This is a genomic window from Methylobacterium sp. WL120, assembly GCF_008039465.1.
Lineage (GTDB): Bacteria > Pseudomonadota > Alphaproteobacteria > Rhizobiales > Beijerinckiaceae > Methylobacterium > Methylobacterium cerastii.
The window spans coordinates 1-12,368 of sequence record NZ_VRUT01000143.1 but is presented as its reverse complement, the minus strand read 5'-3'; the positions used below and the strand labels follow the sequence as shown (position 1 = coordinate 12,368).

The window sequence follows — 12,368 nt, the reverse complement described above, 5'->3', positions numbered from 1 at the left end:
ACGCCGGCGAGCGGCCCCGGCGGCGTGCCGGCGGCCGTCCGCGCATCGAGGGCGTCGGCCGCGGCCAGCGCCCGGTCGGCGGTCACGTCGGTGAAGGCGTTGATCGCCGGGTCGATCCGGGCGATCCGCGCCAGCGCGGCCTCGATCACGGTGCGCGCTCGGACACGCCCCTGCCCGACGCCGGCGGCGATCGACCCGGCCTCGGCCCGGCTCCAGTCGGTGCTCTGCTCCATCGCCTCAGGCCTCGAAGACCGGGGCGGCCTCGGCCTCGTCGGGCAGCGGGAAGCCGCCGACGAGGTCGGCTGCGGCGGCCAGCACCCGGAGGTTGGCCGTCACCGGCGCGACCCAGGCGGGATCGAGGCTCAAGCCGAGAAGTGCGGCGCTGGCGGAGGCGAAGGCATCGAGATCCGGCAGCGGTGCGTCGCGGGTCGTCATCGGGCATCCTCATCGAAAGGGCGTGGGCCGAGCGGGGCAGGGTCGGCGGGCAAGGGTTGCGCCAAACCCGGCGCGTAAGGGGCTAGGTATCGCGCCTGCCCATTTCGCAGGCATGATCCGATCGAGCGGATTTGCCTATTTTATAATCATTTGGCTGACGCTGCGCATCATGCGGGCGCAGATCGATCAATCGGGGCCGAGGGTCACCGGCGCGATGGCGGCGAACACGCAATCCTCCGGCGTGCCGTCCTCGTGCACGAGCATCGCGAAGGTGCCGGGGGTCGAGAGCGTCGTCAGGTGCGCGTGCCAGGCCCCGGCGCGGTAGTTGACGCCGGCATGTCCCGGCACCCGGAAGGCGCGGATCGCGGATTCGTCGGGCCGCCCGTCGCGGTCGGGCGCCACGACGACGAGGTAGGCCTCCACCGCCAGCGGCAGGAAGGCCTGGCTCGAATGGGGATGCCGCTCCAGGCGGGTCAGGGGCATTAGGCCGGCGAACGGCTCGCTGCGGATCAGGGCGAGGTTGGCGGCGACGCCCGCGCGAAAGTTCTCGATCGGGCTCGCATGGTCCTGCCGCGGCCCGCTGTCCGGTGCGACCAGCAGGTCGGCGAAGGGCCGAAGGGCGGCCTCGTCCACCGGTTCGATCGGGATCGTGCGCATCGGCGGTCCTGGTTTCACGGCTTTCCGGCGCCGCGCCGAGGGGGCACGGCGGGCGCCGGCTTCAAGCGGGATTCGGGCCGGATCCCGCGGGCGGGGTTGACGGCGGCCCCGGCCGCGTCCTTGCGTCGAGGGAGCCTGGCGACCACCCGAGCAGATCCGTTGACCGATCCCCGCGACCCTGCCTACCCCCGCGACCTCGTCGGCTACGGCCGCAACCCGCCTCGGGCCGACTGGCCGGGCGAGGCCCGCGTCGCGGTGCAGATCGTGCTGAACTACGAGGAGGGCGCCGAGAACTGCATCCTGCACGGCGACCCCGCGTCCGAGGCGTTCCTGTCCGAGATCGTCGGCGCGCAGCCCTGGCCGGGGCAGCGCCACATGAACATGGAATCGCTCTACGAGTACGGCTCGCGCGCCGGGTTCTGGCGGCTGTGGCGGCTGTTCACGGCCCGCGGGATACCCGTCACCGTGTTCGGCGTGGCGCATGCGCTGATGCGCAACCCGGAGGCCGTCGCGGCGATGCGGGAGGCCGAGTGGGAGATCGCCAGCCACGGCCTCAAGTGGATCGACATGCGCGACGCCTCCCGCGCGGACGAGGCGGCGGCGATGGACGAGGCGATCCGCATCCACGCGGCGGTGACGGGGACGAGGCCCGAGGGCTGGTACACCGGCCGCTCCTCGGTCCACACCCTGGAGCTCGGCCTGGAGCGCGGCTTCACCTACCTGTCGGATTCCTACGCCGACGACCTGCCCTACTGGCTGACGCAGGCCGGGCGCACCGGCCTCGTGGTGCCCTACACCCTCGACGCCAACGACATGCGGTTCGCCAGCCTCCAGGGCTTCAATTCCGGCGACCAGTTCTTCGCCTACCTCCGCGACAGCTTCGACGTGCTCTACGCCGAGGGTGCGACGGCGCCCAAGATGATGTCGGTTGGCCTGCATTGCCGCCTCGTCGGCCGGCCGGGGCGGATGGCGGCGCTCGCCCGCTTCCTCGACCACGTCGCCGCCCACGACCGCGTCTGGCTCGCCCGCCGCCTCGACGTCGCCCGCCACTGGATCGCCCGCCATCCGGCGCCGTGACGGCCCGGTTCGTGCTCCCCCGCCGGGAAAGCCCCCCTTCGAGAGACAGCCCATGACGACGACCACCATCGACGGCCGCACCCTCACCGCAGCGGACGTGCTCGCGGTCGCCCGCCCCGACGCCGCCGGCCACCGCGCCGAGGCGGTCCTGGACGAGGGCGCGCGAAAGAACCTCGTCGGCGCGCGGGACTACATCGACGCGCACTTCATGACCGACGACGCGCCGCTGATGTATTCGTTCAACACCGGCGTCGGCCTGTTCAAGGACCAGCGCGTGCGCATGGACGAGATGCAGGCCTACCAGCGGCTCACCGTCTACGCCCACGCCACCGGCATGGGCGAGCCGTTCGACGCGGAGGCGGTGCGCGCCACCATGCTGCTGCGCGCCAACGCCTTCGCCTCGAACTTCTCCGGGCCGCGCGTCGCCGTCGTCGACCGGCTGCTCGCCTGCCTGAACGCCGGGATCGTGCCGGTGATCCCGTCCAAGGGTTCGGTCGGGGCGTCGGGCGACCTCGCGCCGCTGGCACACCTGGCCGGGGCGATCTGCGGGTTCGCGGAGGCCGAGGCCTATTACGAGGGCCGCCGCATGCCGGCCCGCGAGGCGCTGACGCTGGCGGGCCTTCCGGCCGAATTCCCCCTGGAGGCCAAGGACGCCTCGGCTCTGATCAACGGCTCCACCGTGTCGCTCGCCGTCGGCGTGCTGGCGCTCGAGGACATGAAGCGGGTGCTGAAGGCCGCCGAGGTCGCGCTCGCCCTGACGCTCGAGGCGTTGCGGGCGGAGAAGGCCGCCTTCGATCCCCGCGTCCACGCCGCCCGCCCGCACAAGGGCCAGGCGGCCTCGGCCCGCAACGTGCTGCGGATGATCGGCGATTCCGAGCGCTGCACCGAAGGCGCCCGCGTCACGGTGTTCCCCGACGAGGCCCGCGCGCCCGGCCAAGCCCCGCCGCCGCGGGTGCAGGACGTGTACTCGCTGCGCTGCGCGCCGCAGGTGCACGGGCCGGTGCGCGAGGCGCTGGCCTACGTCGACGGCATCATGGGCACCGAGATCAACGCGGCCACCGACAACCCGCTGATCTTCGCCGACGGGGCCGACCACTACACCTGCATCTCGGCCGGGCACTTCCACGGCGCCTACGTGGCGCAGGCGATGGACCTGCTCGCCATCACCGCCACCGACCTCGGCTCGATCTCGGAGCGGCGGCTCGCGCGCCTCGTCGACCCGACCATGAGCTACGGCCTGCCGCGCAACCTGCTCGCCGGCAAGAAGGGCCTCAACACGGGCTTCGCCACCGTGCAATGCACGATGTCGGCCCTCGTCATGGAGAACCGGACCCTGTCGATGCCCGGCTCGGTCGACTCGATCCCCGGCAAGTCGAACGCCGAGGACCACGTCTCGAACTCGACCTGGTGCGCGCGCAAGGCCCGCACCATCGTCGCCAACGTCGAGACCATCGTCGCCGGCGAGATCCTGATGGCCTGCCAGGCGCTCTCCCTCGTCGCCGACGTGGCCCGGGAGCATCCCCTCGGCTCCGGCACCCAGGCGGCGCTGGACGCGGTGCGCAAGGTCATCGCCCCGGCCCTGTCCGGCGACCGCTGGTACCAGAGCGAGATGGAGGCCGCGCTCGCTCTGGTGCGCTCGGGGGCGGTGGTCGCGGCGGTGGAGGCCGCGGTCGGCCCGCTGGAATAGGCCCCGCGGCCCGCAACCGCATCGGCGCCACAATCGGGTCGCTGGATCGGGCGGGAACGAGGGGGATTCGATCGTGCGCCCTGCCCTTGGCGCGTCCTGTCTGACGCTCGCGACGCTCCTGGCCGTCGCGCCGGTCGCAGCCCGCGCGGCGCCGGCGACCGACGCCGCACTTCGCGACGCCGCCTTCCTCGATGCCCTGACCTGGGGCGTCTCGCCCGCGAGCCATGCGGAGCTGCGCGCCAAGGGCCGCGAGCGCTGGCTCAAGGAGCAGCTTCATCCCCCCGTAAGCCCGCGCCTGCCGGAGGCCGCCCAGGCGCAGGTCGACGCGCTCGCGCCGAAGGGCACGCTGATCGAGCGGATCTCCGCCTTCGACGCGCAGGCGAAGGCCGCCAACGCCGAGCCCGACCCGGAGGCGCGCAAGGCCGCGCAGCAGGCCTACCAGGCGGCGCTGTCGGCCACGGCCCGGGCCGCCGCCGCGGCGACGATCCTGCGGGCGCTGGCGAGCCCCGACCAGCTGCGCGAGCGCATGACCTGGTTCTGGCTCAACCGCTTCAACGTCCACCAGGGCAAGGCGAACCTGCGGGCGATGGTCGGCGACTACGTCGACGCGGCGATCCGCCCGCACGCGCTGGGCCGCTTCCGCGACCTGCTGGAGGCGACCCTGCGGCACCCGGCGATGCTGCGCTACCTCGACAACGCCGACAACGCCGCCGGCCATCTCAACGAGAACTACGCCCGCGAGCTGATGGAGCTGCACACAATGGGCGTCGGCTCCGGCTACACGCAGGGCGACGTCGAGGCGCTGGCCCGCATCCTCACGGGCGTCGGCATCGACGCCCGCCCCGAGGACCCGAAGCTGAAGCCGGAACGGCAGGCCGACCTCGTCCGCGCCGGCCTGTTCGAATTCAACCCGAACCGCCACGATTACGGTGACAAGGTCTTCCTCGGCCACGCGATCCGCGGCCGCGGCTGGCCCGAGGTCGTCGAGGCCCTCGACCTGATCGCCCGCGCGCCCGCCACCGCGCGGGCCGTGTCGGCGGCGCTCGCGACCTATGTCCTGGGGACCCCGCCCCCGGACGCCCTGGTGGCGCGGCTGGCGCAGGTCTTCACCCGCAGCGACGGCGACATCGCCGCCGTGCTCGACGCGCTGGTCCACGCGCCCGAGTTCGCGGCCTCCCTCGGGGGCGGGTTCAAGGACCCGGTCCGGTACGTGCTCTCGGCCGTGCGCCTCGCCTACGACGACCGGACGATCCGCAACACCCTGCCGGTCCAGGGCTGGCTCAACCGCCTCGGCGAGGGCCTGTTCAACCGCTCGACGCCGGACGGCTACCCGCTCGGCGCCGCCGCCTGGAACGGGCCGGGGCAGATGACGACGCGCTTCGAGATCGCCCGGCAGATCGGGTCGGGCTCCGCCGGCCTGTTCAAGCCGGCCCCCGGCCTGCCCGACGAGCCGGCCTTCCCGCTCCTCCAGAACGGGCTGTACTTCTCGACCCTGTCGGCGACGCTGGGCGCCCCGACCCGGGACGCCCTCGCCCGCGCCGTCTCCCCGCAGGACTGGAACACCCTGTTCCTGTCCGCCCCCGAATTCATGCGCTGAAGGCCTCCCATGGACCCGCGCGACCCGCACCGCCGCCGCCTGATCCGAGCCTCCCTCGCCCTCGGGCTCTCGACCGTCGCCGGCCGGGTCTGGGCCGCGCCGAAGGCGGATGCGCGCCTGCTCGTGGTGTTCCTGCGCGGCGCCTACGACGCGGCCAACGTCGTGATCCCGACGGGCGGCGACTTCTACTACCGCGCCCGGCCGACCCTCGCGGTGGCGCGGCCGGACCCGGCCAACCCGGCTGCGGCGCTGGCCCTCGACGCCGACTGGAGCCTGCACCCGAGCTTGCGCGACACGATCCTGCCGCTCTACGCGAAGGGGCAGGCCGCCTTCGTGCCGTTTTCGGGCACCGACGACCTCACGCGCAGCCATTTCGAGACCCAGGACACGATCGAGCTCGGGCAGACGGTCGGCGCCGCCCGCGACTACAATTCGGGCTTTATGGCGCGGCTCGCCGCCGAGCTGACGCGGGTGCGCCCGATCGCCTTCACCGAGCAGATCCCGCTGATCTTCCGCGGGCCTGAGACGGTGCCCAACATCGCGATCAACGGGGTCGCCAAGCCCGGCGTCGACGCGCGCCAGGCCGGGCTGATCACGGCGATGTACCGCGACACGCCGCTTGGCGCGGCGGTGGCCGAGGGGTTTCGCGTGCGCGACGCGGTCTACCAGTCGGTCTCGGAGCATCAGGCCGAGGCGGATCGCGGCGCCGTCTCGCCGAAGGGCTTCGAGCTCTCGGCCCGGCGCATCGGCCGGCTGATGCGCGAACAGTTCAACCTCGGCTTCGTCGACGTCGGCGGCTGGGACACGCACGTGAACCAGGGCGCGGCCACCGGCTACCTCGCCGACCGGATCGGCGAGCTCGGCCGCGGGCTGTCGGGCTTCGTCGAGGAGGTCGGCCCCGCCTGGAACGACACGGTGGTGGTCGTGCTCTCCGAGTTCGGCCGCACCTTCCGCGAGAACGGCAACCGCGGCACCGATCACGGGCACGGCAGCGTCTACTGGGTGCTGGGCGGCGGGGTTCGCGGCGGCCGCATCGCCGGGCCGCAGGTCCGGGCCGACGAGGCGCACCTGTTCCAGAACCGGGATCACCCGGTGCTCACCGACTACCGCAGCCTGCTCGCCGGGCTGCTGCGGCGCCTCTACGGGCTCGATCCGGCGAGCCTCCGGCGGGTGTTCGCGGACGCGGCGCCGGCCGACCTCGGGCTGGTCTGATCCGCGGCGCTACCCCGCCCGCTGCGCCAGGAACCCGCGAACCGTCCCGAGCAGCACCCGGGTCCCGGCCTCGATGTCGGGCAGGCTCGCGAACTCGGCCGGGTTGTGGCTGACGCCGCCGCGGCAGCGCACGAAGACCATGGCGATCGGCGCGATCGCCGCCACCGCCATGCCGTCGTGGCCGGCCCCGCTCGGCAGCGACAGGACGGGATGGCCCTCGGCGACGATCGCCGCCTCGACCAGCGCCGTCATGCCCGGGTCGCAGGGCACCGCCTCCGCCTCGTGCAGGAGGGCGATGCCGAAGCCGAGCCGGCGGCGGAGCGCGATGCGCTTGCAGGCGCCGTCGATGTCCGCGAGGGCGGCGTGCCGCTGCGCGTCGTCGGGCGCGCGCAGGTCCAGGCTGAACTTGGCCTGGCCCGGGATGGTGTTGACCGCGCCGGGCAGCGCCTGGATGCGCCCGACGGTGCCGACGAGGTGTTCCTCGCTGCGGCAGCGCGCCTCGATCGCCAGGATGCATTCGGCGGCGCCCGCGAGCGCGTCGCGGCGTTCGGTCATGGCGACGGTGCCGGCGTGGCCGGCTTCGCCCGACAGGGTGATCTCCAGGCGGCTCGCCCCGCTGATCGCTGTGACGAGGCCGACGGGCAGCCCCTCGCGCTCCAGCATCGGCCCCTGCTCGATGTGGAGCTCGACGTAGCCGAGGATCTCGTCCGGGCGCCGCGCCGCGCCCGGCACCGCCTTCGGGTCGAGGCCGTATTCGCGCATTGCGGCGGCGAGCGTCGTGCCGGCGGAATCGAGGGTGCGGAGCGCCGCCGGGTCGAGATGGCCGGCGAAGGCCCGGCTGCCGGTGAGGGTGGCGGCGAAGCGCACGCCCTCCTCGTCGGCGAAGCCCACCACCTCGATCGCGACCGGCGGAGGGCCTTCGCGCAGCAGCGCCGCGACGCAAGCGATCCCGGCGATGACGCCGAGCGGCCCGTCGTAGCGGCCGGCGTTGCGCACGGTGTCGAGGTGCGAGCCGATCACCAGGGCCGGGCCGCCGGGCTCGCGGCCCTCGACGCGGCCGATCAGGTTGCCGACGGCGTCGCGGTGCACCCGCATCCCGGCCTCCTGCATCCAGCCGGCGACCAGGACCTCGGCCCGCGCCTGCTCGGGGGTGAGGTAGAGGCGGGTGATCGCGCTCGGCTCGGCGCTGATCTGGGCCAGCGCGTCGAGCCGCCGCTGGATGCGGGGGGCGAACGCCTGCCGGGTCGGGGCCTCCACGGATCAGGCCTTCGGCGCGTTGGCGAGGGTCAGCACCGTCTGCAGCAGCACGTCGGCGCCGGCGGCGCAGTCGGCCGGCGTCGCCGACTCCGATTCGTTGTGGCTGACGCCGTCCTTGCACGGCACGAAGATCATCGCGGTCGGGACCCGGCCCGCGAGGTTGCAGGCGTCGTGCCCGGCGCCCGAGACCATGCGGCGGCGCGAAAGGCCCAGGCTTTCGGCCGCGGCATCCACCGCCGCGATCACGCCCGGATCGAACGGCACCGGCTCCTTGCGCCAGATCCGCGCGAGGTCGACGGCGAGGTTTCGCCGTTCGGCGATCGCGGGGAGGCTCGCGCGCAGCTCCGCCTCGATCGCGTCGAGGACCTCCGATTTCGGGTCGCGCACGTCGAGGGTGAAGCGCACCAGCCCCGGCACCACGTTGCGGGAGGGGGCGCCGATCACGGCCTCGCCGACGGTCGCGACGGCGGTGGGCGCGTGCGCGCGTGCGATCCGCTCGACCGCGAGCGCGATCTCGGCCAGCCCGAGCAGCGCGTCGCGGCGGCGCGGCATCGGCGTGGTGCCGGCATGCGCCTCGAAGCCGGTGATCGTGCCGTCGAACCAGGCGATGCCCTGCCCGCCCTCGACCACGCCGACGGTCAGGCCCTCGGCCTCCAGGATCGGCCCCTGCTCGATGTGCAGCTCGACGAAGGCGCCGATCGCCTGGTCGCCCACGGCGTCGGTCCCGCGGTAGCCGATCGCGTCGAGCGCATCGCCGACGGTGATGCCGGCCGCGTCGGTCTTGTCCAGGATCTCGTCGGTGGTGAAGTCGCCGGCATAGGCGGCGGACGCCATCATCGCGGGGGCGAAGCGCGAGCCCTCCTCGTTGGTCCAGTTGACCAGCAGCAGCGGCGCCTCGGTCTCGATGCCGGCGTCGTTCAGGGCGCGCATCGCCTCCAGCCCGGCCAGCACGCCGAGGATGCCGTCGAAGCGGCCACCGGTCGGCTGGGTGTCGAGGTGCGAGCCGAAGGCGACGGGCAGGCGGCTCGCGTCGCGCCCGGGCCGCAGGGCGTACTGGGTGCCGAGGGCGTCGACCCGCACCGTGAGCCCTGCAGCCTGGCAGGCGTCCCGGAACCAGTCGCGGACCTGGCCGTCCTCCGGCGACAGGGTGAGGCGGTTGAGCCCGCCGGCCGGCGTCGCGCCGAACCGCGCCGTCTCCGTGATCGTCGCCCACAGGCGCGAGCCGTCGACGCGCAGGTTATGGGTCTTCGCCGTGCCGGCCATCCTGGCCTCCGTGTTCGCGTGTGTGTCTCGTGTCACGATGCCCGCGTGACGGCCCGGCGGCCGGCAAGGATCGTGCCCGTCCGGCCGCCGCCCGGGATCACGGTACCGGGCGGCGCACCGGCGAGGCGCCGAGCAGCGCGTCGCCGTCGACGCCGAGCGCGGCGGCGATCTCGGCCAGCGCCACCGCCTCGATGCCGCTGATCCCGTCCTGGTCGGCGACGTCGGCGGCGATCAGGAAGACGTTTTCGCGAAGCGCCTGCGCCCGGTCGGCGAGCGCCGACGCGTGGCGCAGGTTCTCCGCCCGGCCCGCCCGCGTCCGGGCGCGGGCGATCCCGTCGTAGAGCTCGGCCTCGAGCATCAGGGTGTCGTAGCCCTTCTCGAGGATCGGGTTGGCCTTGAGGCCGGCCAAAGCCGTCTCGAACTCGGCGCCGGCCACCTCGCCGTCGGCGACGATGACGTTGGCGGCGGCCGAGACCGCCGCCAGCATCAAGGCCTTGTCGCCGGCATAGGCCGTCACCGCCTGGGTCAGGCGGCCGAAGATGTCTTTCAGGAAGCTCATGGGAACCGGGTCTTTGGGGGCGCCGATGCGTCGGGGGGATAACAGAACCCGGGCGGTCCGTGTTGCACCGATGACGGCCCGCGTCGAACGGACATGATCGAGAAAAACGCAGGCGCGATGATGCCCCGTCGCCCGGCCTCCCGGTCCGGATGCCGGCCGACCGTCGGGCCGGGCGCGCCTACCCCCAACGGGCGCGCCCGGCCCGCATGGTCCGGCCTCGTCGAGGTGCCGTGGGCCGGCCGCTTCAGCGCCAGAACGGCTTGAGGTCGGTCAGGGTGCCGTGGGCCTCGGCCGCGCCCGCGAGCAGGTCGTCCGCCTTCGCCTCGGCGTCGGCGGTGGCGAGGCCCGCGGCGAACAGGGCCTGGCCGTCGAGGGCGTCCGGCTTGGGGCCGGACTCGTCGGCGAGGCCGGCCATCACCGCGTGCGCGGTGGCGAGGTCGTTGAGGCCGCCGAGGTGGTCCTGAAGGTCGGACAGGGCGGCGGCGAACGCCTTGTGGCGCCGACGCGCTTTCCGGCCGCCGTAGAGGCCCGCGAAGAACTCGGCACCGTAGCGCAGCTTCTTGCCGGCGATGCGCACGCGATGGCGCGCCTCCGGGTCGAGCCGTTCGATGTGCCGGCCGCGCTTGGCGATCCGCCGGCGCAGGCGCTCCAGCACCTCCGTGGCGAGCTCGCGGGCAGGCGCGTCGCGGAGCTTGCCCGCGCCTTCCCGCCACGGGCCGACCTCGATCCAGGCGAGCAGGTCGAGGAGCAGGCCGCGCCATTCGGGCGAGGCCAGGATCGCGCCGACGGCGTCGTGCGCCCGGTCGCGCTCGGTCTCCAGGCGCTCGCGCAGGGCGACGAGCCCCGGCTCGTCCGGCCGCCGGGCGATCTCCTCGGGCAGGGTGCTCTCGAGGAACACGTCGAGGTTGCGCGCCCGGCCGAACGGCTCGGTGACGCGCTTGATCTCGTCGCCGAGCGCGGTCGCGCGGGCGTCGCCCGCCAGCATCGGCCGGAACAGCCAGAGCGCGGTGCGCAGCCGCCGCAGGGCCACCCGCATCTGGTGCAGCGCCTCCGGGTCGCGGGCGTGCCGCCAGACGTCCTCGTTCAGGCGCAGGTGCCGCAGGCACCCGAGCGCGATGTGGCGGAAGGCCTCGCCGCCGGTCGCGTCCTTCGGCAGCGGCGACATGTCGGACTTGCTCGGCCGTGCGGCCTTGCCGTCGCGCAGGGCGAAGCCGCGGGCGCTCTTGGACAGCACGCCGACGCGCAGCGGCACCGTCTCGGCGAGCGCCTGGGCCAGCGCGAACAGGTCGGCGGGGTTGCCGGATTCGAGTTCCAGCTCGAGCTCGCACAGGGGCGCGTCGCCCTTTTCCGTCTCGACCCGGCCCTCGTCGAGGGTCGCCGCGATCCGCGAGGCGCCGTAGGTCACCGGCCGCACCGAGCGCATCACCACGGTTCGGAACTGCGCCACCAGCGCCGGCGCCTTCGCCTCGGCGATGAGGTCGGCCACCGGCGTGCCGGCGAAGGCCGACGGATCGAGCGCCTCGCCGGCGACCGGGCTCTCCCATTCCGCCCGGTCGAACAGTCCGGCCGCGCCCGAGCCCGCCTTCACCGTCTGGACGAAGCTCTCCCCCGTCCGCCGCACCCGAAGCGTCAGGTCGGCGGCGCGCAGCGCCCCGTCCTCGGTGTCGTAATAGGTCGCCGCGAGAAGCTTCGGCTCGGAGGCTCCGGCTTCGCTGTGCCCGTCAGCTTGCCCTTCACCGTGCCCCTGCAGGAGCGGGTGCGCGCCGAGGGCGGCGAGGTCGGGGCCCGTGCAGTCCAGCTTCAGCTCGATCTCGCGCGGCGTGTCCATGTAGCGTGTCGTCCGTTGGTTTCGGGCCGTAGCCCCGTCACCGCGAGAACGCACCGGACTCTCCTCCGATCCGTCGCGGTCCGCAGCCCTGTAGCACGCGCGGGGCCAGGGTGCCGCACCCCGCGCCGCATCCGCGAAGTTCGCCCTTGGTGGCGCCTGCGCTTCGTGCAAAAGCCTGATGCGATAACCTATCGTGCGCAATCGACTGCGGTCCGGCCTCGCCGGCGGGCGCGTCGCGGGATCAGGTGGCGCGACGTGGCCGTTCATGGGAACGGCTTGCATGTCCGGTGCGTCCGCGGCCATGTCGTCGGACGAACGCCGCGCGGCGGCAGCGATTTTGGAAGTACGCCCGGTCGGGACGGTGACGAGCAAGCGATGAAGACACTCCTCGTCGGCGTGATCGGACATGTCGATCACGGCAAGACCGCGCTGGTTCGGGCGCTCACCGGCATCGAGACCGACCGGTTGAAGGAAGAGAAGGCCCGCGGCGTCTCGATCGTGCCGGGCTTCGCCCTCCTCGCGCCCGAGGGGCGTGACGGCGAGATCGACCTCGTCGACCTGCCCGGCCACGAGCGCTTCGTCCGCGCGATGATCTCGGGCGCCACCGGAATGGGCGCGGTGCTGCTGGCGGTCGACGCCAACGAGGGCATCAAGCCGCAGACCCTCGAGCACCTCGAGATCGCCCGGTTGATCGGCGTGCGCCGCGGGGTCGTCGCGCTCACCAAGTCCGACCTCGTCGCGCCCGAGCGGCTGGCGGAGCGCGCGGCCGAGGTCGCGGCGGCGACCGCGCGGGCGG

General features: G+C 73.7%; 11 protein-coding genes and 1 pseudogene. 5 read left to right on the top strand and 7 right to left on the bottom strand.

The window, feature by feature from the left end:
* The 3 genes from FV229_RS21165 to FV229_RS21155 all read right to left on the bottom strand — a co-directional run.
* Positions 1–233 (bottom strand): amidase family protein (locus FV229_RS21165; protein WP_246688275.1); only part of this gene is annotated, 233 nt, incomplete at its 3' end.
* Between the two features lie 4 nt (positions 234–237).
* Complete coding sequence (locus FV229_RS21160; RefSeq protein WP_147753853.1) at positions 238–435, bottom strand: DUF4089 domain-containing protein; 198 nt, start codon at positions 433–435, stop codon at positions 238–240.
* 186 nt (positions 436–621) lie between these two features.
* The gene (locus FV229_RS21155; protein WP_147753852.1) at positions 622–1,092 is read right to left on the bottom strand and encodes an ureidoglycolate lyase; all 471 of its coding nucleotides are present in this window, start codon (positions 1,090–1,092) and stop codon (positions 622–624) included.
* A gap of 159 nt (positions 1,093–1,251) precedes the next feature.
* Between FV229_RS21155 and puuE the strand changes: the two are divergent.
* From puuE to FV229_RS21135, 4 genes and pseudogenes are all read left to right on the top strand, one after another.
* Positions 1,252–2,163 (top strand): annotated as a pseudogene (gene puuE, locus FV229_RS21150) (allantoinase PuuE); the annotation flags it as partial.
* A gap of 58 nt (positions 2,164–2,221) precedes the next feature.
* Positions 2,222–3,856, top strand: coding sequence for an aromatic amino acid ammonia-lyase (locus FV229_RS21145; protein ID WP_147753850.1), 1,635 nt, complete (start codon positions 2,222–2,224; stop codon positions 3,854–3,856).
* Positions 3,857–3,974: 118 nt separating this feature from the next.
* Entirely contained in the window at positions 3,975–5,453 is a 1,479-nt protein-coding gene (locus FV229_RS21140; RefSeq protein ID WP_246688276.1) for a DUF1800 domain-containing protein, read from the top strand.
* Positions 5,454–5,462: 9 nt separating this feature from the next.
* Positions 5,463–6,665 (top strand): DUF1501 domain-containing protein, encoded by a 1,203-nt coding sequence (locus tag FV229_RS21135; protein WP_147753848.1) that lies wholly within the window; start codon positions 5,463–5,465, stop codon positions 6,663–6,665.
* A 9-nt stretch (positions 6,666–6,674) separates the two neighbouring features.
* Here FV229_RS21135 and FV229_RS21130 read toward each other — a convergent pair whose 3' ends face one another.
* From FV229_RS21130 to FV229_RS21115, 4 genes are all read right to left on the bottom strand, one after another.
* The gene (locus FV229_RS21130; RefSeq protein ID WP_147753847.1) at positions 6,675–7,922 is read right to left on the bottom strand and encodes an allantoate amidohydrolase; all 1,248 of its coding nucleotides are present in this window, start codon (positions 7,920–7,922) and stop codon (positions 6,675–6,677) included.
* A 3-nt stretch (positions 7,923–7,925) separates the two neighbouring features.
* Positions 7,926–9,185, bottom strand: coding sequence for a Zn-dependent hydrolase (locus FV229_RS21125; protein ID WP_147753846.1), 1,260 nt, complete (start codon positions 9,183–9,185; stop codon positions 7,926–7,928).
* A gap of 97 nt (positions 9,186–9,282) precedes the next feature.
* A complete protein-coding gene (locus FV229_RS21120; RefSeq protein WP_147753845.1) occupies positions 9,283–9,744 on the bottom strand; it encodes a Tellurite resistance protein TerB in 462 nt (153 codons plus the stop codon).
* A 244-nt stretch (positions 9,745–9,988) separates the two neighbouring features.
* Positions 9,989–11,572 (bottom strand): CYTH and CHAD domain-containing protein, encoded by a 1,584-nt coding sequence (locus FV229_RS21115; protein ID WP_147753844.1) that lies wholly within the window; start codon positions 11,570–11,572, stop codon positions 9,989–9,991.
* Between the two features lie 375 nt (positions 11,573–11,947).
* Here FV229_RS21115 and FV229_RS21110 point away from each other — a divergent pair.
* A partial coding sequence (locus FV229_RS21110; protein WP_187275232.1) for a GTP-binding protein occupies positions 11,948–12,368 on the top strand: 421 nt, incomplete at its 3' end.

Excerpts from the sequence above, each read along its gene's own strand:
- FV229_RS21160 (WP_147753853.1), bottom strand. The coding sequence starts at position 435 with ATGACGACCCGCGACGCACCGCTGCCGGATCTCGATGCCTTCGCCTCC.
- FV229_RS21155 (WP_147753852.1), bottom strand. The coding sequence starts at position 1,092 with ATGCGCACGATCCCGATCGAACCGGTGGACGAGGCCGCCCTTCGGCCC.
- FV229_RS21145 (WP_147753850.1), top strand. The coding sequence starts at position 2,222 with ATGACGACGACCACCATCGACGGCCGCACCCTCACCGCAGCGGACGTG.
- FV229_RS21135 (WP_147753848.1), top strand. The coding sequence starts at position 5,463 with ATGGACCCGCGCGACCCGCACCGCCGCCGCCTGATCCGAGCCTCCCTC.
- FV229_RS21125 (WP_147753846.1), bottom strand. The coding sequence starts at position 9,185 with ATGGCCGGCACGGCGAAGACCCATAACCTGCGCGTCGACGGCTCGCGC.
- FV229_RS21120 (WP_147753845.1), bottom strand. The coding sequence starts at position 9,744 with ATGAGCTTCCTGAAAGACATCTTCGGCCGCCTGACCCAGGCGGTGACG.
- FV229_RS21115 (WP_147753844.1), bottom strand. The coding sequence starts at position 11,572 with ATGGACACGCCGCGCGAGATCGAGCTGAAGCTGGACTGCACGGGCCCC.